Annotated in this window: 24 protein-coding genes and 1 pseudogene; 7 read left to right on the top strand and 18 right to left on the bottom strand. The window is 47.0% G+C overall.

All coding sequences use genetic code 11. The annotated features are described in order from the left end of the window. Positions 1-335 precede the first annotated feature (335 nt). The 5 genes from ACTTK6_RS08185 (at position 336) to ACTTK6_RS08165 (ending at position 5,860) form a co-directional block, all read left to right on the top strand. A complete protein-coding gene (locus ACTTK6_RS08185; RefSeq protein WP_079475046.1) occupies positions 336-2,516 on the top strand; it encodes an ATP-dependent Clp protease ATP-binding subunit in 2,181 nt (726 codons plus the stop codon). Between the two features lie 338 nt (positions 2,517-2,854). Then, positions 2,855-3,904, top strand: coding sequence for an NAD(P)/FAD-dependent oxidoreductase (locus tag ACTTK6_RS08180; protein ID WP_462833140.1), 1,050 nt, complete (start codon positions 2,855-2,857; stop codon positions 3,902-3,904). Between the two features lie 63 nt (positions 3,905-3,967). Beyond that, a complete protein-coding gene (locus ACTTK6_RS08175) occupies positions 3,968-4,474 on the top strand; it encodes a GNAT family N-acetyltransferase (protein WP_462833139.1) in 507 nt (168 codons plus the stop codon). 99 nt (positions 4,475-4,573) lie between these two features. Then, positions 4,574-4,888 (top strand): DUF3817 domain-containing protein, encoded by a 315-nt coding sequence (locus tag ACTTK6_RS08170; protein ID WP_079474512.1) that lies wholly within the window; start codon positions 4,574-4,576, stop codon positions 4,886-4,888. A gap of 144 nt (positions 4,889-5,032) precedes the next feature. Continuing rightward, on the top strand, positions 5,033-5,860 hold the full coding sequence (locus ACTTK6_RS08165) for a DUF368 domain-containing protein (RefSeq protein ID WP_079474511.1): 828 nt from the start codon (positions 5,033-5,035) through the stop codon (positions 5,858-5,860). Between the two features lie 67 nt (positions 5,861-5,927). On the opposite strand, the gene ACTTK6_RS08160 is transcribed toward ACTTK6_RS08165, so the two are convergent. The 9 genes and pseudogenes from ACTTK6_RS08160 to ACTTK6_RS08120 all read right to left on the bottom strand — a co-directional run bounded on the left by ACTTK6_RS08160 (position 5,928) and on the right by ACTTK6_RS08120 (position 13,442). Further along, positions 5,928-6,305 (bottom strand): DUF423 domain-containing protein, encoded by a 378-nt coding sequence (locus ACTTK6_RS08160; RefSeq protein WP_079474510.1) that lies wholly within the window; start codon positions 6,303-6,305, stop codon positions 5,928-5,930. An 18-nt stretch (positions 6,306-6,323) separates the two neighbouring features. Continuing rightward, positions 6,324-6,623 (bottom strand): DUF5327 family protein, encoded by a 300-nt coding sequence (locus ACTTK6_RS08155; RefSeq protein ID WP_462833138.1) that lies wholly within the window; start codon positions 6,621-6,623, stop codon positions 6,324-6,326. A 172-nt stretch (positions 6,624-6,795) separates the two neighbouring features. Beyond that, a complete protein-coding gene (locus ACTTK6_RS08150) occupies positions 6,796-8,262 on the bottom strand; it encodes a nicotinate phosphoribosyltransferase (protein ID WP_079474508.1) in 1,467 nt (488 codons plus the stop codon). A 179-nt stretch (positions 8,263-8,441) separates the two neighbouring features. Next, positions 8,442-8,627, bottom strand: coding sequence for a hypothetical protein (locus ACTTK6_RS08145; protein WP_022792988.1), 186 nt, complete (start codon positions 8,625-8,627; stop codon positions 8,442-8,444). A gap of 130 nt (positions 8,628-8,757) precedes the next feature. Beyond that, positions 8,758-9,003, bottom strand: a pseudogene (locus tag ACTTK6_RS08140) (MerR family transcriptional regulator); the annotation flags it as partial. A gap of 47 nt (positions 9,004-9,050) precedes the next feature. After that, on the bottom strand, positions 9,051-9,758 hold the full coding sequence (locus ACTTK6_RS08135; protein WP_462833137.1) for an exonuclease domain-containing protein: 708 nt from the start codon (positions 9,756-9,758) through the stop codon (positions 9,051-9,053). Beyond that, on the bottom strand, positions 9,759-10,772 hold the full coding sequence (locus ACTTK6_RS08130) for a DUF294 nucleotidyltransferase-like domain-containing protein (RefSeq protein WP_462833136.1): 1,014 nt from the start codon (positions 10,770-10,772) through the stop codon (positions 9,759-9,761). A gap of 3 nt (positions 10,773-10,775) precedes the next feature. After that, complete coding sequence (locus ACTTK6_RS08125) at positions 10,776-12,056, bottom strand: ammonium transporter (protein WP_079474504.1); 1,281 nt, start codon at positions 12,054-12,056, stop codon at positions 10,776-10,778. Positions 12,057-12,389: 333 nt separating this feature from the next. Beyond that, positions 12,390-13,442: an AbrB family transcriptional regulator gene (locus ACTTK6_RS08120; RefSeq protein ID WP_462833135.1), complete on the bottom strand. Its 1,053-nt coding sequence runs from the start codon at positions 13,440-13,442 to the stop codon at positions 12,390-12,392. Positions 13,443-13,615: 173 nt separating this feature from the next. Between ACTTK6_RS08120 and ACTTK6_RS08115 the strand changes: the two genes are divergently transcribed. Further along, entirely contained in the window at positions 13,616-14,104 is a 489-nt protein-coding gene (locus tag ACTTK6_RS08115) for a glutathione peroxidase (RefSeq protein ID WP_462833134.1), read from the top strand. Positions 14,105-14,158: 54 nt separating this feature from the next. Here the strand turns inward: ACTTK6_RS08115 and ACTTK6_RS08110 are convergent, their stop codons facing one another. Together ACTTK6_RS08110 and ACTTK6_RS08105 are read right to left on the bottom strand one after the other, a co-directional pair. After that, positions 14,159-15,001 (bottom strand): aldo/keto reductase, encoded by an 843-nt coding sequence (locus tag ACTTK6_RS08110; RefSeq protein WP_462833133.1) that lies wholly within the window; start codon positions 14,999-15,001, stop codon positions 14,159-14,161. After that, positions 14,998-15,687 carry a uracil-DNA glycosylase gene (locus tag ACTTK6_RS08105; RefSeq protein ID WP_462833214.1) on the bottom strand — a complete coding sequence of 230 codons (690 nt, stop codon included), beginning with the start codon at positions 15,685-15,687 and terminating at the stop codon, positions 14,998-15,000. The genes ACTTK6_RS08110 and ACTTK6_RS08105 overlap by 4 nt, the downstream gene beginning before the upstream one ends. A 199-nt stretch (positions 15,688-15,886) precedes the next feature. Here ACTTK6_RS08105 and ACTTK6_RS08100 point away from each other — a divergent pair, with 199 nt between their 5' ends. Beyond that, positions 15,887-16,159 (top strand): DUF4190 domain-containing protein, encoded by a 273-nt coding sequence (locus ACTTK6_RS08100; protein WP_079474499.1) that lies wholly within the window; start codon positions 15,887-15,889, stop codon positions 16,157-16,159. A 548-nt stretch (positions 16,160-16,707) separates the two neighbouring features. Here the strand turns inward: ACTTK6_RS08100 and rlmH are convergent. The 7 genes from rlmH to yycF all read right to left on the bottom strand — a co-directional run bounded on the left by rlmH (position 16,708) and on the right by yycF (position 24,684). Then, positions 16,708-17,187 carry a 23S rRNA (pseudouridine(1915)-N(3))-methyltransferase RlmH gene (gene rlmH, locus ACTTK6_RS08095; protein WP_079474497.1) on the bottom strand — a complete coding sequence of 160 codons (480 nt, stop codon included), beginning with the start codon at positions 17,185-17,187 and terminating at the stop codon, positions 16,708-16,710. A gap of 351 nt (positions 17,188-17,538) precedes the next feature. Further along, a complete protein-coding gene (locus ACTTK6_RS08090) occupies positions 17,539-18,795 on the bottom strand; it encodes a S1C family serine protease (protein ID WP_079474496.1) in 1,257 nt (418 codons plus the stop codon). A 213-nt stretch (positions 18,796-19,008) separates the two neighbouring features. Then, positions 19,009-19,803, bottom strand: a complete 795-nt coding sequence (locus ACTTK6_RS08085; protein WP_079474495.1) for an MBL fold metallo-hydrolase — start codon at positions 19,801-19,803, stop codon at positions 19,009-19,011. Between the two features lie 18 nt (positions 19,804-19,821). Continuing rightward, positions 19,822-20,757 (bottom strand): two-component system regulatory protein YycI, encoded by a 936-nt coding sequence (gene yycI, locus ACTTK6_RS08080; RefSeq protein ID WP_462833132.1) that lies wholly within the window; start codon positions 20,755-20,757, stop codon positions 19,822-19,824. A 1-nt stretch (position 20,758) separates the two neighbouring features. After that, entirely contained in the window at positions 20,759-22,123 is a 1,365-nt protein-coding gene (locus ACTTK6_RS08075; RefSeq protein ID WP_462833131.1) for a YycH family regulatory protein, read from the bottom strand. Further along, the gene (walK, locus tag ACTTK6_RS08070) at positions 22,120-23,970 is read right to left on the bottom strand and encodes a cell wall metabolism sensor histidine kinase WalK (protein ID WP_079474492.1); all 1,851 of its coding nucleotides are present in this window, start codon (positions 23,968-23,970) and stop codon (positions 22,120-22,122) included. Before walK ends, ACTTK6_RS08075 begins: the two co-directional genes overlap by 4 nt. Before the next feature lie 3 nt (positions 23,971-23,973). Then, positions 23,974-24,684: a response regulator YycF gene (gene yycF / locus ACTTK6_RS08065; protein WP_079474491.1), complete on the bottom strand. Its 711-nt coding sequence runs from the start codon at positions 24,682-24,684 to the stop codon at positions 23,974-23,976. Positions 24,685-24,985 lie beyond the last annotated feature (301 nt).

Genomic DNA, 24,985 nt, shown 5'->3' with positions numbered 1-24,985 from the left:
TCTGTGCTTTTCTTCCAGTTCATCACTTTTTATTGGTCAGAAACGTTTAGACTTTCGCAAAAACGTTAATACATTCTCTACCGTTTTCCACAGATATTATTCGAGCATATTTCTTGAAACTCTCTTCTCCATTTCCTATTATGTAGGTGTAAATCAATTGGTCAGAGAAAATCAAATTTATCTCTTGCATTATACAGGAAGCGGGTATATAATACTGTTACAAGGTCAAAGATAGTCAAAGTCAACGAAGTAATTCTGACCTTACGAAGATGAATACGAACGATGCACACGTCAATAATACTACTTTAAAAATAAGGAGGTTCGGTTCAGTTATGATGAGATGTGAACATTGTGAACAGCGTCCAGCACGCATTGAACTGAACATGAATGTTAATGGAAGCCATCAAAAGATGCACCTGTGCGAACGGTGCTATAGAGAAATCCGCCAAAGCATGAATCAGCCATCCGGTCAGGGCGGCTTCGGCGGCTCCCAGTCCCCATTTGACCAATTCTTTAATAATATGATGGGCGGCTCAGAACAAAACGCAGGACAGGGGCAGGAACAGCAGGCTCAGTCCGGCGGCGGCCAGGGCGGCGGTCTTCTTGACGATTTAGGTAAAAATCTGTCCGACGTTGCACGTGCCGGCCTCATTGACCCAGTCATCGGCCGCGATAAAGAAGTTGAACGTGTCATTGAAACATTAAACCGCCGCAATAAAAACAATCCGGTTCTTATCGGCGAACCGGGTGTCGGTAAGACAGCGATTGCTGAAGGTCTTGCCCTCCGTATTTCGGAAGGTGATGTGCCAAACAAGCTGAAAAATAAAAGCATTTATCTGTTGGACGTAACCTCCCTCGTAGCAAATACTGGGGTACGCGGCCAGTTTGAAGAACGCATGAAGCAGCTGCTGAAGGAATTGCAGGAACGCCAGGATGTCATCGTCTTTATTGATGAAGTCCACCAAATCGTTGGCGCAGGTTCAGCAGAAGGCTCTTCTGACGCAGGCAACATTATGAAACCAGCGCTTGCCCGCGGGGAAATTCAATTAATTGGTGCAACTACACTTGCTGAATACCGCAAAATTGAAAAAGATGCAGCGCTTGAACGCCGCTTTCAGCCGGTCATGGTTAACGAACCAAACCTCGAAGACAGCGTAGCGATCCTAAAAGGCCTGCAGGCAAACTATGAAAAATTCCATCACGTTGCTTTTACCGATGAAGCACTAGAAGCCTGCGTCAATTTGTCCAATCGCTATGTACAGGACCGGTTCCTGCCGGACAAAGCGATCGACTTAATGGATGAAGCAGGCTCCAAGATAAACCTCGCCCACAGCGATGACGACAGCGAGTCCCTGCAAAGCCGCATCGAGCAGATTGCCGCAGAAAAAGAACGTGCTACCCAGCAGGAGGATTACGAACGTGCAGCTAAGCTTCGGGATGAAGAAGCCAAGCTGCAGGAGCAGGTAAAAGAAGCTGAACAAAACGGCAAGATTCAAAAAGAAACACCAACAGTGAATGTAGAAACGATCCAGATGATCGTGGAAAATAAAACCGGCATCCCTGTTCGCCGCCTCCAGCGCGATGAACAAAAGAAAATGCGCGATCTGCCTGAACGTCTAAATGCGAATGTCATCGGCCAGGAAGAAGCTGTAAGCAAAGTTGCCCGTTCCATTCGCAGAAATCGTGCCGGCCTGCGCCGCGGAAGCCGTCCAATTGGTTCCTTCCTATTTGTCGGACCAACCGGTGTCGGTAAAACTGAGCTTTCCAAAACGCTCGCTTCTGAAATGTTTGGCGACCCTGAAGCGATGATCCGCCTCGACATGAGTGAGTATATGGAAAAACACTCGGTATCCAAGCTTATCGGTTCGCCGCCAGGATATGTCGGACACGATGAAGCCGGGCAGCTTACAGAAAAAGTACGCCGGAAACCGTACAGCATTATTCTTTTGGACGAGATTGAAAAAGCGCACCCTGATGTGCAGCATATGTTCCTGCAGATCATGGAAGACGGCCGCCTGACTGACAGTCAGGGACGCACGGTCAGCTTTAAGGATACAGTCATTATTATGACTTCAAACGCCGGCTCACAAATGAAACGTGTTACGGTAGGCTTTGGAGATAAGGACCAGGTAGAGCCAAAAATCATGGAATCTCTCAGCGATTATTTCCGCCCGGAATTCCTGAACCGTTTCGACAGCATTGTAAGCTTCAAAGAACTGGCTCGTGAAGATCTGGTCACTATCGTGGATCTGATGCTTAAAGACATCTTAGAAGCAGCCAGTGAGCAGGGATTGAACGTTACCGTTTCTGATGATGCTAAACGCATGCTGGCCGATCAAGGCTACGATCCTGCCTTCGGTGCCCGCCCTCTTCGCCGGGTAATCGAAGAAAAAGTAGAAGACGGCATTGCCGATCTCATGCTTGAAGAAGAGGATGTGCAAAACATTACGATCACCGTAAATGACACTGACATTCAGGTAGCCAGTGCCCAAACATCCGCTTCCACTGAAGAGTAATTCTTATACGAGGACAAGCCCTGCGGCATTCTGCTGCAGGGCTTTTTTGCTTAAGGTTGATTAGATGAGGGAAAATGTACTCTGTTTTTTGTGGGCAATATTTATACTATCCACGGTTCTTTTTACAGCAGCCGGCATTCAGGCTGGAGAATGGAATTTTTTCATCGTTTTATTAAGCAGGGTGGCGGGCACGTATTATAAGCTCTCTCCTCTGAAATCTTAAATGTTCCACGTGGAACATTTTTTGTGTAAATGTATTTCTCATCTTCCTTTTACTTTTACATAAAAAGAGCGTACAATGTAATTGATAACGATTATCACTAAAGGAGCTGGACACCTTGTCTGACTTTCAAATACATGACGTTACTATCATCGGCGGCGGACCCGCCGGCCTGTATACTGCTTTTTATTGTGGAATGCGGGCGCTTGATACTCACATTATTGAAGCACAGCCGGATTTGGGCGGAAAAATTCACGCCTATCCCGAAAAAATTGTCTGGGATGTTGGCGGCCTGCCCCCTTCCTCTGGAAAACAGCTGATGGATCAGCTGGTAGCCCAGGCAGAAACTTTCCGCCCCGCGATCACGACAAATGAAAAAATTATTCACGTAGAAAAAGACGAGGCCGGGCTTTTTCGCCTGGAGGCGGAAACAGGCGGCGTTTACTATTCCCGCTCTGTCATCGTCGCTGTCGGGCACGGCATTCTTCATGCCCAAAAGCTCGACATCGAAGGCGCAGAAAAATTCGAGCTTTCCAACCTTCACTATACTGTACAGCACCTTGAGCGATTTCGTAATCAGAGGGTTATCATTTCCGGCGGCGGAAACTCTGCCGTCGACTGGGCTAATGCTCTCTGCCCGATCGCAAGCGAAGTTACAGTCGTACACCGGCGCGATGAGTTCGGCGGCCATGAGCGGCATGTCCAGGAAATGAAGGACTCCGAAGTGAACGTGCAGACTCCTTTTGCCCTTTCCGGGCTTCGCGGCAACGACGCGGGCACCGCTATCGAAAAAGTGCTGTGCACAAATCTTGATACTGACGAACGTGTGGAAAAAGAAGTGGACGCCGTCATCGTGAACCACGGTTTCCAGATGGAATTTGAGCTTCTCGAAAACCTGCAGCTGCAAACAGAAGAAAATAAAATTCTCGTAAACGAGCGGATGGGCACAAATATCGAAGGTTTGTTTGCTGCCGGGGACATTACCAGCCACCATGGAAAGGTTCACCTGATTGCCGGAGCGTTTGTAGAAGGCGCTTCCGCTGCGAACAGCGTCAAGCAGTACCTGGAACCCGACGCCGGGGCGAAAGCAATGGTTTCTTCCCATAACGAACGATTCGCAGAAAAAAACCAGGAAATTCAAAAAAATCTTCTTTCCAAGCAACTTTAAAAGAGTTTACCGAAAGACTGGGAGACCTGCCAGCTGCTAATTTTAATCAAAGAGGTGAAAGCGTTGCGACTCCCCCGCTCCACAGAACGTCTTTCATTTCGTTCTATGCAGCATAAAGACCACCCACTGCTGAAAAATATTTTTCAGGATAAAGAGGTTATGCGCTATTACGCCGACTTAAAGTCCGAAAAAGAAATCAATGAATGGATCCATTGGAACAAAAGTCACTATCTATCATACGGGGTCGGGATGTGGATAGTGGAAGACCGGCACACTCAAAGCTTTATCGGCCAGTGCGGACTTGTGCCCGAAAGAATAGAAGGAAACATTTCTATTGAACTTGGGTACCTGCTCACCCCTGAAAACTGGGGACTGGGCTATGCTTCTGAATCAGCAGCTATGGTCCGGGATTTTGCATTCTATTCACTTGCCATCCCAAAGCTTGTTTCAGTCATCGATCCTGCCAATACGCCTTCTATTAAAGTAGCAGAAAACATCGGGATGACCTACCAGCGCCCTGTCAGGCGGTGGAACCGTTCCTTAAGCTTATATGCGGCTGAACGCTCCTAACGTAACTGTCACAATTCGTCCATTGTTCCGGCTTCCCTCTTGTGCTATGTTAACGATGTATTCTTATCGTGATTTTGCTATTAGAAAGGAAGGCCGTGCATGAATTCTCTCCAATCGCTTAGGTGGGCCGGTATTATTGAAGGAATCTCGTTTCTGCTCCTGCTCTTTATTGCCATGCCGTTAAAGTATGGAGCTGGCTTTGACATGGCTGTTACCGTTGTTGGAGCTGCCCATGGTGGATTGTTTATCTTATATGTAGCTATTGCTCTTTTTGTCTGGATCCAAAAACGCTGGCCGTTTCTGCGTATGCTCATTGCTGTTATTGTATCTGTCATTCCGTTTGGCCCGTTCGTGTTTGAACGAAGCCTCCGCCGCGAAGAAAATGACGAGCTCGAGCCTGACGCCGTTTTTTAAACCGAACCCTTTGTTCGGTTTTTTTCATGGACTGCTGAGGGTTATAGTAATTTCTTTTAAAACGTGATATAAAGAATTGAAGCTGTGAAAAATTTGCAGCTTTTACATAAACCAATTTCTGATGAACGAGGAGTCTCGATGTACATGATTGAATGGAAAAATATTTTACGCGGCATGGCCATGGGCGCCAGTGACGTTATCCCGGGCGTGAGCGGTGGCACTCTGGCATTGATACTTGGCATTTACTACCGGCTTTTGTCTGCGATCAGCCTGCTTTTTTCACGCCAGTGGAAGCAGCAGCTCGGCTTTTTAATTCCTTTGGGAGTAGGAATGGGGGCAGCTATCCTGTCGCTTGCCCATCTGCTCGAATGGCTGCTTGCCGAACATCCACAGCCAACGTTTTTCTTCTTTTTTGGGCTGATACTCGGAACGATTCCTTTTATTTTGTATAAAGTGAATTATAAAACAAATTTCAAAAAGAACCATTACGTCATTTTACTGCTCGCAGCCGTGATTGTCTTACTCTCCGGCCTTTTCCAGGGGGATGAGGAGACAGCTGTGATTGCTACCGGGAGCGCAGGAAGCTTTGCCATTTTGTTTTTCTCGGGCTGGCTTGCGAGCACAGCGATGATTCTTCCCGGCATCAGTGGTTCATTTGTGCTTGTGATTATTGGCGTTTATCAAACCGTCATTAATGCTCTGACAGAATTGAACCTGCCCGTGCTCTTCACCTTCGGCGTTGGCGTTCTTGTAGGAATAGCGATCATGAGCAAGCTATTGCGCTACATGCTGCATGCTCATACGGTGGGAACGTATGCAGTAATTACCGGCCTGCTTGTTGGTTCGCTTTATGTTATATTTCCAGGTTTAAATGACGGCGTAATTGCTTTCGTCGTAAGTCTCGTAACATTTGTTACCGGCCTCGGCCTGGCACTTTTTCTTGGCCGGATTGACCGCACAAGAGCAGTATAGTTTTTATTACAAACAGAAAAAGGCCGGCCGCGGATAAACCACCCGCAGCCGGCCCTTTTTATGCCTTTTAGGCTTTCAGCACATATATAATTAAACAAATCCAACCGGCGATAAAAGCAACTCCGCCTAAAGGAGTGACGGCCCCCAGCCAGGAAATGCCTGAAAGCGACAATGCGTACAAACTGCCTGAAAACAAAACGATACCTGCAAATAAAAGCCATCCGGACCACCCCACCAGTGCTGAACCTCCGCCGGTGTATGCTGCGACTGCACCAATAGCGATCAGCCCCAGGGAATGATACATATGGTACTGTGCGCCAGTCTGATACGTGTCAATCATACGGTCTGAAAGCCGGCCCTCCAGGCCGTGGGCTCCGAATGCCCCTATTCCTACAGCCATCGCAGCGTTCACTGCTCCTAATATCACGAGTACTTTCCAAAGCATGCCCAAATCTCCTTCTTTTTAAAAATCCAGTAAATTACCTTCCGTGGACGGAATTTCCTCTTCCTCCCCGGACGGTTCCCGGCGGGGGTTCCTTGCCGCAGTCACTCCCGAAGCAGAAGCTGGCGCCCCGGAACGAGGGGGCGATGCAGCTGGCTGCTTCACTTCAGCCTCCCTTGAAGAAAGCAGAATATCGCAGTAGTTTCGAAGCGTTCTTGCATGCTCCTGCAGCGCCCGCTCGTCTCCTTTTTCCCCCTGCTCGGCGAGCTGGAGCAATTCCTCTTCCATTTTTTCAATCACGGTCTGAACAGATATCTGCATAAGCTCTGCCCTCCCTTTCTTTGCGTTCATCATAGTACAATTAGGATCCTGCCAAATTATATCATATGTGCAGCCCGCAGCCTTACGTTTCCTCTTATTGTCACGAGACGTTCGCAATTGGCTGATGCAAAAGAAATACCGGGGCGGAAAAACCGGCCCGGCAGGCAATTGCTTATTGACTGAACTCATTTTGAATTTCATGCATTTTCTGCACTTTATTTTCCCAGCATTTCGGGCTTAAGTCGACCGGGTATTCTTCCGGGTTTAACGAACGTTTGTATTCTTCCCATAAAAGCGGAAGATTTGATTGCATATAGGCCTGGATATCTGCCATGGAAGGCAGGCTGTAAACCAGCTTCCCATCTTTAAATATTGTTTCATGAAGATTCACAGCTTTGAAATTCCGGACCTTTTTGCTGATGTACGTATGCACGGGATGGAACATATGCAGTTCCTCCTGCTCGTTTGGCTCTTCCCCGGCAAGCGTAACGTAATCTCCTTCTGAGCGTTTGTTTTCAGTATTTATAATCCGATAGACGTTTTTCACACCGGGTGTAGTCATTTTCTCCAGATTACCGGATTTTTTTGCCCCAATCTTCATCGTGTCACGCATGCGGGCGTTATCGCCCTCAATGGCTACAAGCTTGTATACTGCCCCAAGAGCAGGCTGGTCATAGCCAGTAATAAGCTTTGTTCCGATACCCCACGTATCAATCTCTGCTCCTTGGGATTTCAAATTGGTGATCGTGTACTCATCCAGATCTCCGGAAGCGATAATCTGGGTGTCGGTAAAGCCGGCTTCATCGAGCATTCGCCTCGCTTCTTTGGATAGATAGGCCAGATCCCCGCTGTCAAGACGCACGCCTTTAAAGCGGATATTTTCTCCCATTTCTTCTGCAACCTTAATTGCGTTAGGAACTCCGGAACGAAGGGTGTCGTACGTATCCACTAAGAACACGCAATCCGTATGGTGCTCAGCATACATTTTAAAAGCTTCATATTCAGTCTCGCAGGCCTGAACCATAGAATGCGCATGTGTGCCTGCTGTAGGGAGTCCGAATACCTTTCCTGCCCTGACGTTGCTCGTTACTTCAAAACCGCCGACAAAGGCTGCTCTGCTTCCCCATAAGCCGGCATCCAGCTCTTGGGCCCGCCGCAGGCCAAAATCCATCGCGCGCCCATTTCCCCCTGTCACCTGTTTAATCCGGGCTGCTTTCGTAGCGATCAGCGTTTGATAGTTCACCATGTTTAAAAGCGCCGTTTCGATTAACTGGGCTTCTCCAAGCGGCGCTTCTACTTTGAGCAGCGGCTCGTTGCCAAAGACAAGCTCGCCTTCTTTCATAGCATAAACGCTGCCGGTAAACCTGAGTTCCTCTAAATAGGAAAGAAAATCTTCTCCGTAGCCTGCTTCCCGCAAGTAGGCAAGATCCTCCTCTGTCATCCGGAAGTTTTCTAAAAAATTCACCACCCGTTCCAACCCGGCAAATACGCCGAAGCCATTACCAAACGGAAGCTCCCGAAAGTATAGATCAAATACGGCATTACGGGTATGCATACCGCTTCGCCAATACGTTTCCACCATATTCACCTGATACAAATCCGTATGCAGCGATAAACTGTCATCTTCATAGCGTGTCATTCCAGTCCTCCTCCTAAAAAACCTGTCATTTATACTTTCCTGAGCCGTTTTTGCACTACTTGTACTTTTTCACTTCTTCTTTCCTTTGAAACCCGTTTCCATTTCCGCTTTTTTCCGGATTTATTTACATTTAAAAAAGAGTCCGCCCTAAAATTAGGTGCGGACTCTTATACGTGTGTTTACTTCTCTACAAGCTCATAGCCATAGGCTTCGATCTTTGCGTAGTCTTCCTCATCAACCACCCAGTACTGGCCATCGTTATTGCGCACAATAACTTCCTTTTCCGATGCGTCTTCACGGGCGTTCTCAAGCTCGTCGAATTTTTTCGCCGGCACTTGAATATCTTCTACAATGATAAATGACATGAATAAAACACCTCCGTTGTTTCGAAAGTGTTCCCGTTCATTTCTTTATTCAAACAAATATAAAGAATTTTTTTGAAAAAGGGACTTTTTTATTAATACATTTCCAGCCTTCTAATTGTCAGCCGGAATTTTTGTCCCGGGCGGAGAGCACGGCTTTAATGCCGGCAATATTTAACCCCTGGTCAATAAGCTCTTTGATTTCCTGACACCGGTCAATATCATTCATCGAAAACAGGCGCTGGTTTCCTTGGTTTCGTTCCGGATCAACCAGCCCCTGCTCTTCGTAGTAACGGATTTGGCGAGCTGACAGTGATGTGATTTCTTGTACCACGCTAATGGGAAAACAGGCAGCGCTACGAGGGATATTACCTTTCACCGCGCCCTCCTCCTTTTTAAATTTTTTCAGCCGGCCGTACGGGGCGTTCATTTACGGCGGTGACTGAGATGGGCATAGACGTCTTGAAGTGTTTCGTATCCGAGCTCCTGGACTGTCTGAATGGAACGTACCCAGAGCTCGGCAGCCATAATGGCATCCCCGAGAGCATTGTGTCTTCCTTTTATGGGGATATCGTAATAGCTGCAGCAATCATCAAGCGAACGAAACTCAAAGTCCGGCGCAGCAATACTGAATACAAATGAAGTATCAAGCAGGCGGTGCTGAAGATTCGACCCCATTGTCCGGTACGTATACTTCTGCAAAAACTTTCGTTCATGACTGGCATGATGGGCTACGAGTATATCTGCCTGGGCAAATTGATAGAACTGCTCGAGAGCCCCGCTGATTGGCTGACCGTCCGCCGCTAGCTCCTCCGCTGTTAATCCGGTAACCTCGCTTACCTCCGGGGACACAGCCTCCGGTTCACGAACAAGCGTATAAAAGGCGTCATCCCGCACCAGCCGGTTGTGTTTAATTTTAATAGCTCCCATCGACAATATCTTATCTCCGGCATCCGCATTAAAGCCCGAGGTTTCCAAGTCAAGGACGGTAACATTCAGCGAAGAAAGCGATTTCTGCAGAGGCTGCTCCGCTTTTACGTCTTTTTGCAGCTGGCGCATGAAAGACTGGTGCTGGGGGTTCGTGGAGTCCAGGCCGCCAAATCGACTCGAAATACTGCGCATCCATTGGAACATTTAAAAATCACCCGACTCCATGATTTTTTTTGTATGCTGAAACAGGTGCTTTCCTTCTTTTAACGCAGCCTTCAGTTCGGACTTCTGGGTTTTCGAAAGCTGCTGTACCGGCACGTAGTGAACGTCTTCATAGGCGTGCTGCTGCTCGGAAAACGAGGCCCGCAGCTCCAGCAAATTTTTAAAATGTATGTCTTTGCCCTGGACATAAGCATGCTTTTCTGACACCTGGCGGATACGTTCTATCGTGGAAGAAGCATGCACTCTTTCATAAATGGCGAGCAGCCGAAGGGCATGGACATACGGGAAAAAACCTACGTCTTTTATATGCATCGAACCCGCATACGGCCCTTTCTCTTCCGGAAGCAGCTGCCTGAAAGCATTGAGCCCCTTATGCAGGTACGCGGTATTTTCCGATAAGCGTCTTAACACGTCTTCCTGGCCGGCCTGCTCAAAGACATGCTCCTTCACTTCCTCCAGAAGCTTATCTTCTCCAAGCAGCGTTCTGGCATCGATGAAGGTGAGGAGGTGGCGGAACGGCCCCCATTCATCGGCTTCAATCCAGCCGTCCACCTGCTTTTTCCATCCTTCCACATCGTGACACCAGCGTTTATGCGAAGCCATAACCAACCCTTCGCACCGCGGATAGCCAACAACCGCCATCCCTTCCCGTATTTCCGCTCCCAGGCCGAGGAAATAATCCTGATGTTCATCGTCTCTGCCCTCGAAAACAATTCCATGGTCCTGATCACTGAATTTTGCCTGCTCCTGCCTTCCTGCGCTTCCCATAAGAAAAAAAGCAAAGTGAGCAGGAAGGTCTCCCCGCTCACTCTGGTGATGATGAACAGCAAGAGTAACCGTCTCTGAAATCCACCTATCGTGGGCTTCATTAAGCTTTACTGGCTCTCCCGCCAAATCATTCATCTTCTCTTCTTTGTCTTTTTTTATTTCTTCATAGCTCTTAAAGGAAGGTTCTGGTGAAAATCCCTGTACTTGTGAGAATGAAGAATTCGACATATTTTATGCTCCTGTTCTTTCTGAAGAATTGTCCAGAGTAGGCTGCACGTTTTCCGGATAACCGTATGCACCGTGCTCACTCATATCAAGACCCATAATTTCTTCTTCCTCCGATACGCGAAGTCCGCCGATAATCGATTTCGTAATCAAGAGTAGAATATACGAAGCAATGAAAGCGAACAACCCGCATGCTACGACACTGATAATTTGTACCCCAAGCTGGGTTAACCCGCCGCCGTAGAACAACCCGGCGCGGCCGCCATTCATCTCAGCAAGCTGTGGTGTAGCGAAGAAACCGGTAGAAATCGTTCCCCAGGCGCCGGCCATGCCGTGCACTGAAAGGGCGAAGATCGGATCGTCGATGTTGCGTTTTTCAAAGAAACGAACGCTGAAGAAGCAGAGCATACCGCCAATTGCACCGATAACTACAGATGCCCATGGTGCTACAAATGCGCAGGAAGCGGTAATTGCTACCAGCCCTGCAAGTGCTCCGTTGAGCATGCTTGGTACGTCTGCTTTCCCAAGTACCGCCCAGGCAATCAAAAGCGCTGCAAAAGCACCTGCTGCAGCTGCAAGCTGCGTGTTCATAGAAACGTAACCAAAGAATCCGTCCGCTACCCCAAATGTACTGGCACCGTTAAACCCGAACCAGCCGACCCACAGCAGAAGTACACCTAAGGCAGTAAATACCTGGTTGTGGCCTGGAAGGTTGTTAACTGAGCCATCTTTATTATATTTCCCAATCCGCGGCTTAAGTAAAATTGTTGCCGCAAGAGCACCCATTGCACCAGTGAGGTGGACTACCGTGGAACCGGCAAAGTCCTGTTTGCCAAGACCGGAGATCCAGCCGCCGCCCCAGATCCAGTGTGCTACGATTGGGTATACAATAGCAGAGAATAAAATAGCGAATACTACGTAAGCAGCAAGCTTGGCACGTTCAGCGAATCCGCCGAAAGCAATCGTAAGGGCAATCGCTGCAAACGCCAGCTGGAAGATAAAGTCGACGGCAGGCGTTAAACCGTCTGCAGTGCTTGCATCTCCGTAAAAGAAGTTCGAAAGCCCAATGATACCACCGACATCGTTGCCGTAAATAAAACCGTACCCGACAGCCCAGAAGACAAGTGAGGAAATTCCCAGTGTGAAGATTGTTTTTCCTGCAATATGACCCGCGTTTTTCATCCGGGTCGAACCTGCTTCCAATAGAATAAATCCACCCTGCATAAGAATAACTAAAATAAATCCAATCATAACCCAAAGGTTATCAAGCAATACTATCGGATCCACGTTTTTTCCCCCTCTGTTATTATCGTGCAAGATTCATGTGAACTTAGTTAACATCTTGCGTTAAATAGTATTTTACCGTTTAAATTTTCAGAATCTAGTATTGTGTAAGATAATCTCACACAAAAATATTGCCCTGATTATTTAAAAATTCGAAAAACCAGTGATACATAAGGAGTTCAAAAGGTTTGCTTTTTACGAAATAATTTTATTTCTATTATCATTGAAGCGTTATCGTAAAAAGTCAGCTCTTTTTAACATTTTCGCCTCCAAAGAAAGCAAAAAAAGACGATAAAATTAATTATCGTCCCAGCTGTTTATATCTATTTGTTTCAGCTATGCAGACTGCTTCTGGATCAGCTTCTGCAGCAGGCGTACAAAAAACGGCAGGCAGATAAATAACACAAGCACTCTTATAATGTGAAGGCTCGACACAAGAGTAGGCTCAAGGTCTAACGCAATCGCTGTGCTGCTCATCTCCGCTGCCCCTGCCGGTACTGTACTGAGCAGACTCGTTACGTACGGCAGGCCGGTCGCAGCGTGAAACATCAGAGCAAGCAGCAGACTGAAAACAAAGTAAAAAGTCAGAAGTACCGCACTCGGCCGCCCAATCTCTTTTAATTTGTAAAATGTCGGGCGGTCAAAGCGGATACCAACCATCGCACCGAGCAGAGCCTGGCCGCTTCCCCCGATAATAGACGGCAGGCCATGGGCCGTGGTCACCATCCAGTGGCCGGCCACAAACCCGATAACCAAACCGTAAAACAGTGTCCCCGCCGGCACTTTATACAAATAATAAAGCAGGACTGTCACTGCAACGCAAATGCCAAACACTCCCATTACTACTGGAGAAACTTCGGACACTGCCGGTCCGGCATTTCCCATCGAACCAATGTCTGCCGGGGTCGTAAGACCGATAAAAATTGGTATTGTTAACACAAACAGCGTTATACGCGTAGTGTGAAAGGCAGCAACCATCCGGTTATCAGCTCCGTAATCACTGCTTAAGCCGATCACCTCCGAAGCCCCTCCCGGCACACAGCAAAAATAAGCCGTCAGCGGGTCCAGGTCCGTCCAGCGGTTCATCAGCCATCCAAGCCCGACACCAAGCGCCATCGTTAAGCTGAGCGTAAGAATCAGCGGAAAAATGTACTGCCCTAGAAGGGCAAAGATGCCGGGCTCCATCATAAAACCAATGTTGCATCCAATCAGGGCAAGGACGGTGCGGAACGGCCAGCCATCAAAGACGAGCCGTCTATATGCCATGCCGCAGGTAACTCCTGTGACAAGCCCGCCGAGCAGCCATCCTGCCGGAATCTGTAAGTAGGAGAACAAGCTGCCTGTGAATATGGCAGCTGCTAATAAAAGTAGTTTTGTTCCCTTCATCATGATGCCTTCTTTCCTCATTCATCCATATCGGTTACTATTATAGCACCCTGGTGCAATTGAAAAACCTTCCTGCTATTTCCTGCATTAATTGCATTTTGTTCACAGCAGAGGAGTTTAAATGGGAAATACGAAGGTTATACGGAAAGTATCATTCACTCTAAAGGAGGAAACATATGACAGCCGGCATTTATAATATCGAGGCCGTCGAGGCTGACGGCACGGAAAAAACGCTAAGTGAGTACCAGGGAGATGTACTTTTAATCGTCAATACCGCTTCAGAATGTGGATTCACTCCACAGTATGAGGAACTGGAGGAGCTGTACCAACGCTACAAAAATCGAGGCTTTCAGGTACTGGGCTTTCCTTCAAACGATTTTGGCGGCCAGGAACCAGACACTATTGAAAACATCACGGAGTTTTGTGAAACCAACTACGGAGTCAGCTTTGACATTTTTGACAAAACCCATACCAAAGGAAATGAAAAGCATCCATTGTTTGCCTGGCTTCTGGACCAGACTGCCCCCGGCCGTGAGATCGAATGGAATTTTGAAAAGTTTCTTGTTTCCCGTCGCGGCGAAGTTTTAGGCAGCTTCAAAAGCAGCACCAGGCCTACTGATCCGCAAATAACAAGTATGATCGAAACCGGGCTTGAACAGTCTTAAAAATTTCACATAAAAAACAGCCGGCATCACGAATGTGCCGGCTGTTTTACTGCGTTATTTTGTCGTTGATGCATAATCGAATTCATCCGGGTGCATCCCGTAACGGGCATTTTCGTTCATGCCGTTAATGGTGTCCATATCTTTCGTATCGAGTTCAAAATCGAAGACCTCCGCATTGGAGCGGATCCGTTCGGCTGTTACTGATTTAGGAATAGACACAACGTTGTGCTGGAGTGCCCAGCGTACGAGAACCTGTGCCGGCGTTTTGCCGTGCTTGTCAGCAATTTCTTTCACAGCATCGTGTTCGAGAAGGTCGCCCTTGCCAAGCGGTCTCCATCCTTCAAGCTGAATGTCATGGTTTTGGCAATATTCCAGCAGCGCTTTTTGGAACAGGCGCGGATGGAACTCTACCTGGTTAACCATCGGTGTGATTTCCGCTGTTTTTAGCAGCTCTTCGAGGTGCTGGTCCGTAAAGTTACTGACACCAATGGCACGCACCTTGCCATCTTTATACAGCTTCTCGAGCGCTCCCCAGGTCTCTTTGAATTTTCCGGGAACTGGCCAGTGGATTAAATAAAGATCCACCACGTCCACTCCGAGCTTTTTACGGGAGCGTTCAAAGGCCTCCAGCGCTTCGTCGAAGCCATGTTCGTTGTTCCAGAGCTTTGTAGTAATAAACAATTCGTTATGCGGCACACCGCTTTCCTGAATCGCTTCTCCGACGCTTTCTTCATTGTCGTAAAAGGATGCAGTGTCAATAGAGCGGTAGCCTGTCTGCAGGGCTGTTAACACAGCATTTTTCACCTCATCGCCCTTTTCTGCCTGGTAGACACCAAGGCCGAGCCAAGGCATTTTTACTCCGTTTGCTAACGTTGTTGCAGATGTTTGGATACTCATGTCTGATCTTCCTCCTCTGTTGGAATACACCAGTCAATCTCCGGCCGCCCGGCTTCTTTTAAAAACTGATTTGTTTTTGAAAATGGACGGCTGCCGAAAAATCCCTTGTTTGCGGAAAACGGACTCGGATGTGGTGATTTAATGACTAAATGGTGCTCATTAGTAATAAGTTCTTCTTTCGCCTGAGCATGGCGCCCCCACAAAATAAATACAACAGGATACTCTTTTTCATTCGTCAGTCGGATAACTTCATTCGTGAAGTCTTCCCACCCTTTTCCTTTGTGCGAATTTGCTTCCCCTTTTCGCACCGTAAGTACTGTGTTCAGCAGAAGCACTCCCTGCTTTGCCCAGGAAACCAAAGACCCATGCCGGGGCCTTTCACATCCCAGATCTTCTTCAAGCTCTGCGTGAATATTTTTTAGCGATGGCGGAATAGAGACCTCCGGATTCACTGAAAAACTTAACCCATGAGCCTGGTTTGGCCCATGATAAGGGTCCTGGCCGAGTATAACTACTTTAGTATTTTCATAGCCAGTGTAATGCAGCGCATTAAAGATGTCGTGCATATCAGGATAGACGGTATGCTCCTGATATTCCTTTTTTAAAAATTCCCGCAGCTCCTGATAGTATTCTTTGTCGAACTCTTTCTTGAGTACAGGAGCCCAGTCATTCTGCAGAATTTCCATCACGGCGTCGACTCCTTCATCAGCTGACTTCTTTTACTGTCCATCCTAAATCATTAATATCCTTTTTTTCGACAGATCAAACGTAGCCCGACCCAGAATTGTCAATAGAACGCCACTCCTATCCATTGTTTTTGCTTTACGGGCGCGTTACGATAAAAGAACATGAATGTGAGCCAGGAAAGTGAAGGAGCGGCAGGCCATGAACGATACTCATACAGAAGCAAGACAGCCAAGCAGCATTAAAGCCATTATTTCGTTAGTACTTGGTTTTGATGCATTTATTTTTCTTGTAATTCTTTTTCCTTTCAGCCTAATTTTTGGCATTATCGGTTTGTGGACCGGCCTCAAAGCATTGAAGGATATTAAGAACCATCATTACCGAGGCAGAAAAGCGGCCTGGGCCGGAGTGATTTTCAGCTTAATTGGAATGGTGACAGGAGCCATTATTACGTTAAATGTATTTGTGCTATGAGAAAAGGCCGGCGGTTTCAGGTGTGTATATTCTGATAGCGCCGGCCTTTTTTGTATAAAAAAAGAAGCACCTGGCAAATAAATGTTTGTTTACCCTCTGCTAAAACAGTACTATATAACCACTAAATACATTTTACAGAGAGGTATACGGATAAAAAGTTTGCCCTTTCCGTAGGTCTTGTTTCTTTACTCTCATTGTCAGCCTGCAGCACTTCCGCAAATTCTGAAGCTGCTGGAAGGATCTTCTGCGAAAGAAGAACTGCAGGAAGAAACGGCAGAAATTTTCCTTGAACCCAGCAAAGAGACAGAAGCTACACCAACGTTATTGCTTCTATTACGGAAAGCGACGCAGACGACCGCCTATCAAAACTTATCAGAGCTTTCCATCCAATACCGGTTCGAAAGAAACACTGCTACAACATGCTTATGACACCCGAATACAGCTTTGTTATAGTCGAATTCACATATGAAGAACAATTAAGTGGCTACAATGATTAAAACTCACTCAAGCGCATACTCTTTCAAGAGTAAGCGCTTTTTGCATAGCTTTTATTTATGATACGGACTTCCTGCGTTAATCTGTACAGCCCGGTAAATCTGTTCTGTAAGCATCAAGCGTATTAATTGGTGGGGAAAAGTCAATTTGGAGAATGACCATTTAAAATCAGCCCGTTTTAATACTTCTTCAGAAAGACCGAGCGATCCCCCTATAACAAAAATGATAGTACTGGTTCCCTGTACAGCTGATTCGTGAAAGGTTGCAGCCAGTTGTTCAGAAGAAATCATTCTGCCTTCCGGCTCAAGAGCGATCACATACCCACGTTCGGGAACCTTTTTGAGAATACGTGCCCCTTCTGTCTCCTTCACCTGCTCCTTCTCCTTCTCGCTTGCCTGTTCCGGTGTTTTTTCATCCTTTACTTCCACAATTTCCACTGAGCCTTGTTTCGTCAGTCTTTTTCTATACTCAGCGATTCCTTCATTGATAAATGCTTCTTTGCATTTGCCGACAGCAATGATTAATATATTCACAGGTACTCCTCCAAAGTCTTAATTTTCCACAGAAATTGTCCACATATTCACAAGTGAACGACCTTAAATTGACACGGTAAATGCTGCTCTTTTTGTAAAATACTCACAGCCTGTGGATATTTTTTAGTGTTTATCCACAATTTTATACACACCCGGAGCTTTTTCTCTACCGTTTTCCACGGCATCACCCAACGCTTCTTCTAAGCGTTCTTCACAGCAGTATACCAAGGGGTTCCGTTGTTTCGCTTCCCGATTTTTTCAGCATCCATTGTAGCACAAATTCTTTTTCCAGCCATCGCCCTCCCTATTTATCCACAAAAAAAGACCTTCGTTAAAAGGTCTTTAAATAATTTATTCACCTGTGGATGCAGTTTGGGTTAATTCTATTTCTGTAGTCTGCTTCTCTCCGTCCCGGTAATACGTTATAGTAACCGTATCCCCAATCTCAGCACTATTATACAGATACTCCCGGAGATCGCTGCCTCCCTGCACTTCTTCACCATCAATTTGCGTAATCACGTCGTTTTGCTCAAGGCCTGCCTCCTGGGCATCAGAATTTGGCTGTACCTGAGTCACATATACTCCGTGATCCACGTCTTCCGGAAGCCCTAATTCTTCCGTCCAGTTATAGCTTGACAGCTCAGAAATAGATTGAATGGCTACTCCCAGCTGCGGGCGTTCTACTTCACCGTCTTCTTCTAAATCCTCAATGATCGGCACAGCTACCGACGTCGGGATTGAAAAGCCGATGCCTTCCACGGAAGATTGTGCAATTTTCATCGAATTAATTCCGATTACCTGGCCGGCACTATTAACCAGAGGGCCTCCGCTGTTACCTGGGTTAATCGCAGCGTCTGTCTGCATAACGTCTGCTTCCCAGTCATTCTGGCCGTCCCCGTTGTAATCGACAGGGATACTTCGGTCTTTTGCGCTGATAATCCCTTCAGTTACCGTCCGTGTTAAATCTGTACCGAGCGGGTTCCCGATAGCGATAGCCTGGTCGCCAACCTGCACATCCTCGGAGCTGCCAAAGTCCGCGACGGTATTTATTTTTTCGCCGTCTACTTTTAACACAGCCAGATCAGTATAAGGATCGGTGCCGACAATTTCTGCTTCCAGCCGGGTATCATCCGCTAAGCTGATTTCTACAGAATTGGCTCCTTCCACTACATGATTGTTGGTCACAATAAATGCCGAGCCGTTTTCTTTTTTATAAATGACACCAGAGCCGGTTCCCTGTTCCACAGAGCCATCTTCCTGCCCCTCACTTCCCTGGCTGCCTTGAACGCCGGCGTTTTGTGCCTGTACCTGGTTAAATACTCCAACTACAGCTCCGGAGACTTTATCCGCTGCTGCTGTCACCGTACCGGAATCAGCGCTTACTTCCTCCGTGGAAACATTGGACCCGGAGCTGTCGTTTGAAAGATCAGCCGTCCCATCAACCGTTTCCGTGTTTTCCCCTGAAACTGAATCATATATAAAAGGTGCTGATACTGTCATTACCCCTGCACCGATAATGGCCCCCACAAAGCCTGCGATACCTACATTTCTGCGACTTCTTTTTTGTTTATGGCTTTCTTTTCTTGCATGATCATCATAATAACCCATATTCCGACACTTCCTTTTCCATAAGATACCGGGACTTCTTTCAGTGCTTTTGATGCAGGTTGAAACAAGAGCCCTTTATCATACCCGTCTCGGGTGCCGGGATGTATATTTATTGTACGAAGAAAAAGCACGCTCCGTCTAGTAAAAGGGCGTGCTTTTGATAATTTTTTACGTTTATAAAAAATACCCGGCAGGTGTACTATATGTCTTAGGTTAGAGGGTATGCAGGCTGGTGGGAACAAACGGATCCGTATCGTAAAGGTGAAACGTATGGCCTATCCCTGTTTCCTCTTCCTCAAGTACCTGCTGCACCGTCATTCGTGCCAGGTCTTTCATATTATTATCCCGACTTAAGTGAGCAAGATAAATTCTACTCGTCCGGTCACCGACAACATCAGCGAGTGCATAGGCGGAGTCTTCATTCGATACGTGGCCGGAATCACCAAGGATACGTTTTTTAACATTCCACGGATAGTGGCCCATGCGCAGCAGATTAATATCATGATTTGACTCGAAAATGTACGCATCGGCATTTTTTACCGTGCCTTTGATCTGGTCGCTGACATACCCCATGTCTGTGGCAAGCGCCAACTTTTTACCTTCATGATGGAAAACAAAAAACATTGGATCCACAGCATCATGCGATACATGGAACGGTTCGAGCTCAATGTTTCCGAACAACGCCGGCTGATTCCGTTCAAGATGAAATTTTTGTTCGAGAGGTACCTTGCCGATCAGCCCTTCCATGGCCTGCCAGGTTTTTGGGTTGGCATAAACCGGCAGCTGGTATTTTCGGCTTAATACTCCCGCACTTTTAATATGGTCGCTGTGTTCATGCGTGATAATCAAGGCATCCAGTGCCGCTGGATCAACGCCGATAGCACATAAATTCTCCACTATTTTTTTGCCGCTCAAGCCTGCATCAATCAACAAACGCTGCTTTCCGGTCTGTACGTATATGGCATTACCTGTACTGCCGCTGGCAAGTACGCTGAACTGCAATGTCATTCTATCCTCCTGCTTTCTCTATTCACCGGCCGGTGCTTCTTCCCCGTTTTCTGCCGGTCCATTCTCTTCCGCATTTTCCTCAGAGCCGGTGCCATTCTCAGGCACTTCCGGCTCGACCATAACGTCTTCTTCGCCGTTATTCTCCATAACCTGATCCCATGACTGGACACGCTGAGTTCTTGCATTCACCAGGTACCTGGATTCTCCATTTACTTCTACAATATACATGGGTGTATATAAATAAACGTTTTCCCCCTGTGGTGTCACCTGGTTAAAGTAACCGACGCTCACATCGGTCACCGTATCGTTAGTCTGCAAAATACCGTTACTTGGGTTCCCCAGGGCTTCGATAGCATCCTCTGGGGGAATTGTACTATCGGCAGGAGTGGCGTCGAGCTCAAAATATGACTGGCGGAAGCCGACAATCTCGTTTTGGTCGTTAAACATCAGTTCAAGCTGAGCAGACGTCTCCGGCTTATATATTTGTTTATTGTCAAATGTCTGGTAGTAATACTGCCTGTTTAACTCTTCATCCATCTGGCCCTGCTCATAGTCTTCCGCTCTCCAGACATAATTGTTTAAAAAGGCAGCCAAATCTTCGTTCCGGTTATCCTCAGATATTTCTACCGGCTCCTCGAGGGTAGCGCTCATTCCAATCAATCGTTCGTTTGATATATACGTAATATCGTTGATGTTTGAATTACCCTCTACTTTCTGGGAGCGGTTGCCACTTTCAAAATCCATGTAGCTCGCTTCGAGGTGAAGCTGTTCAATCCGCTCCGGAAGCTCCTCTTCCTCGTAACCATAAAGCCGCTGTTCCGATTCTTCTCCGCTCGTTTGAGAGGCGGAGCTTTGCTGGTAGTTGGTCTGCTGTTCTAAATAGCTAGAGAGCAAAAACGTATTAAGAAGCAGGAAAACAATAATAAAAATGGTCTTTGTTCTTGCCCAGTCCATCTTATTCTCCTCCTTCTCCGTTGTCGTCTCCATTAAAGTCCACAGGAGACCAGCTGCCGTCGCAGCGGACAAACCATCCGGGCTCCAAGTCATAATAGCCGGAATTCTCCCCGTTCCTTGAAATGCTGTATCCAATTTGGATATCTTCGATCAGGGAGGAACTGCACTGCTCCTGGACCGCGTTAAGCGTTTCTTCCCCAGTGGGAAGATCGGTGGAAACACCAGCGTCCCCGGTTCTGACCGGATTGTTTTCTAAATCAAACAGCGGGCGCGAGTATCCACTCGTCTGCGTTCCCACATTAGACACCTGAATGGAAGCAAAATCGCTGCCGTTGGAATCACGAAAGACGGGCAGGCCCCCTTTATTCATCCTGAACGTAACCGTCGTTTCCCCGTCCAGGGTATTAGAATCATAATACTGGTAATCATCCGACCAGCCGGCGTGATTATTTACAAATTCAAATGAAGAAACCAGGCTGCTCGTGTCATTCCCGTCTGTCTGCTCGGAGTAAGTCGGATTAGCGTAGCGAAGGTAATCGCCGGCATTGTTAATCCGCAGCTCTCTTGTGCCGTCTGTAATAACCTCTGACGAGTCATAGTTATACGTCTGAAGGTTTTGGCCATTTCCTTCCGGCAGCAATACCTGCTGAAAGCTGTCGGCTGACAGACTTGTTGAAGCGTAGGTATAGTTCGTACGGGAGCCGGGATTCTCAGGAATATAAATATGCTTTTCATACCCTTCCTCATCAGTGCTGTATGTGAGCATGCTTTCGTGCTCTGTGAGATACCGTTCGTACTCTACATCGTTTTTATCAAGGCTTGTATTGCTGTTTACAACGACACCTTCACTATAGGAAACAAATGCAGCGTTCAGTTCTTCGCTTCCAGGTGAAGCTGTTAATATAATACGGTCAATTGAGCCGTCCAGGATGCTGGAGGCTTCCTCGCTTTCATCTTCAAAGCTGAACAACTCGTTTACCATCGACCACGACACCGGTGACGGAAATACAAACTCCGTGGAGTACTCCGCTGAGGAAGCGTTTTGATACAGTTCGTCATGATCGAGATCGGTTGCTGTTGTTTCTGTAATACTCGCTTCCTCAAGCTGCCGGAAGGCTTTATCCAGATCGGTTGAAGCCTGGTCCTCTGTCATGAGAACATTTCTTCCGTTTGAACGCACGACTGCCTGATTCGGGCGGATGACTTCTCCTGCTTCCCGGGTCTCTGCTATTTCCGTCGTTTCCTGTACGCTTTCAGAGGAATTGACATTATCATATTCGGGCTGAAACGACCAATTCTGCCAGGTAAGAAGCAAACTTCCCAGCACTAGAATCGTCAACACCCAGGATTTAATGGTTTCTTTCATGATCCAGCCTCCGCTTTATTAATTACTGAATACGGCAGCGTAATTAATATAGTGGTTCCTTTTTTCCATTCACTGTCAGCCGCAATCCTTCCACCGTGTGCGTGGATAAATTCTTTGGCAATCGCAAGCCCCAGGCCGGTACCGCCAAGATTTCTCGCTCTTGCTTTATCCACCCGGTAAAAGCGATCAAAAATACGGTGCTGGCTTTCTTTTGGAATTCCAACGCCCTGGTCGCTGATTTCAACATCTACAGCATCGGCACGCGTAAACATCTGCACACTGATTTCTCCTCCATCCGGTGAGTATTTCACGGCATTCGAAAGCACATTATCAAATACTTGATAAATTCTGTCTTTGTCCATGTCTACATATACCGGGTAGGAGGGGACCTCTTTATAGAAAGCAATGTTTTTATCTTTATTAATCATTTCAAAACGTTCAATGACCTGGTTTATCATTTCAGACAGATCCACTGTAAAAAACTCCAGGCTGATTTCGTCACTATCCATCCGTGAAAGCTGAAGCAGATCATTCACGAGCCGGATCATTCTGTCCGTTTCATTCTGGGTTACCTGTAAAAACCGGGGCCCAAGATTTTCGTCCTGCATCGCTCCGTCCTCCAGGGCTTCCATGTAGCTTTTCAGCGTAGTCAGCGGAGTTCTTAATTCATGGGAGACGTTCGATACAAATTCCCGGCGCTCTCTTTCGATTTTTTCCTGCTCCGTGACATCATGAAGCACTGTAATCAGCCCGGTCACCGGCCCGTCTTCGTTCCGTACGATCGAAAAGTTTGCCTGCAGCAGAAAATCCTGTTCCTCGCTGCTGAAATCAAGCATAATCGCTTCATTATAATCGTACAGATCACTCGACGTTAACGTCTCTGACAGGTGCAGTGCCTCCGTAATATACGTGCCTTCCATTTCATCGCTGTTTTTGTTCAACAGCTGCTCGGCACGCTTGTTCATCAAAATAATACGGCCAAGTTCGTCAGTAGCTATAACGCCATCCGTCATATGGGTCAACACCGAGCTTAATTTCTTTCGCTCGTCTTCGGTGCTTGCCTGGCTTTCTTTTAATTTCAGCGTCAGCTGGTTAAAGGAATGGGCCAACTGCCCAATCTCATCGTTACCATACACACGAACTCTGCGGGAAAAGTCTCCCTCTCCCATAATTTTCGCCTGGCGCTGCATATCTGCGATTGGGCGCGTAATTGTGCGCGCAAGCAGAATTCCAAGGATGGCATTTAAAATCAGCACGATAATGCTTGCTGCAATCAAGATACTGCTAATATCGTTTACCAGGCTGTATACGCTCGACATGTCAGAACGCACATACAATACGCCCAGAATTTCCCCATCCTCTTCGATCGGCCGCACAATTAAGCTGACCCTGTGGCCGCTCTCGGCATCCCAGCGTACTTCCTCCAGCGTATTTCCTAATAACGCCCGCTGCACAAGGTCATCGTTCGATTGATTATTGACGATATCCTGCTCATTTATATTCGACGTACCTAAAATAATTTGATTAGAGCCGATGACCCTTGCTTCCGGACTCGAGTGGCCGGGATCATTGTTGGCTCCTGAGTTGGCAAATTGGCTTAATAAACTGTCGATATCTTCCTGAACCGTATTATCGTCTTCTCCCCGACTCTGTGTCAGTTCCTCCTGCACATTATACTCCAGAAGATCTGTCTGCTCGGCGAGCGTATCATTAAAATTCTCTACGAGCGTATCTTCAAGCGCGCTCGTAAAGAATACGGTAATGAACTGCATCGCTACAAAAATCAGCAGCACGAAGATCAAAATGAGTTTAAAATGAATCGATTTGAAAAAATCGATAATCTTCATACCTTACTTCTCCTGTTCTGGATGTTTTAAGTAGTAACCTACCCCACGTCTTGTCACAATCCATTCAGGGAAGCTCGGATTGTCTTCTACTTTCTCTCTCAGACGGCGTACCGTTACGTCCACGGTACGTACGTCCCCAAAGTAATCGTAGCCCCACACCGCCTGAAGAAGATGCTCTCTCGTCATCACCTGGCCGATGTGGCGGGCAAGATATAGCACCAACTCAAATTCACGGTGCGTAAGATCCATCGGGTCCCCGCGTTTTGTTACCAAATACGCATCCGGATCTACTAGAAGGTCGCCGATTTTTATAGCGTTCTGGGGCTCCGTACTTCCTTCTTCCGCTGCCGGCTGTTTCCTGCGGAGATTGGCTTTCACTCTGGCCAGAAGCTCCCGGTTGCTGAACGGCTTTGTTACATAATCATCTGCTCCAAGCTCCAGGCCGAGAACCTTATCGATTTCCCCGTCTTTGGCGGTTAACATAATAATCGGCATATCAAACCGTTTTCGGACTTCTCTGCATACTTCCATGCCATCCTTGTTTGGAAGCATGACGTCGAGAAGAATAAGGTCAGGACCGAAATTGTCCACCTTTTCTAGTGCTTCATCACCATCGTAAGCACAAACGACCTGAAACCCTTCTTTTTGAAGATTAAACTCCAATATATCAGCAATTGGCTGTTCATCATCGACTACTAATATTTTCTCGTCCATGTTCCCACCGCTCCATTCCTCAAATGTGAAAAGGCATAAATTCACTCATCTATGTGTAGTAACACTCAGCACGGGCATGCCTTTTTATGTTTATTGCAAAATATTTAAGCGGATTACAATACTCTTTCATATTGTAACATAGCTCTTTATCTCTTCCTATCGAGGCCCGGAGCCTGTGAAAAAAGCGCCTGGACGTTGAAGTCCAGGCGCTGGTTATCTTATAAAATGGTGGCTCGAGACGGAATCGAACCGCCGACACGAGGATTTTCAGTCCACTGCTCTACCGACTGAGCTATCGAGC

The sequence above is a fragment of the Marinococcus salis genome, from assembly GCF_054971365.1.
This window is presented reverse-complemented; position numbering and strand designations above follow the sequence as displayed.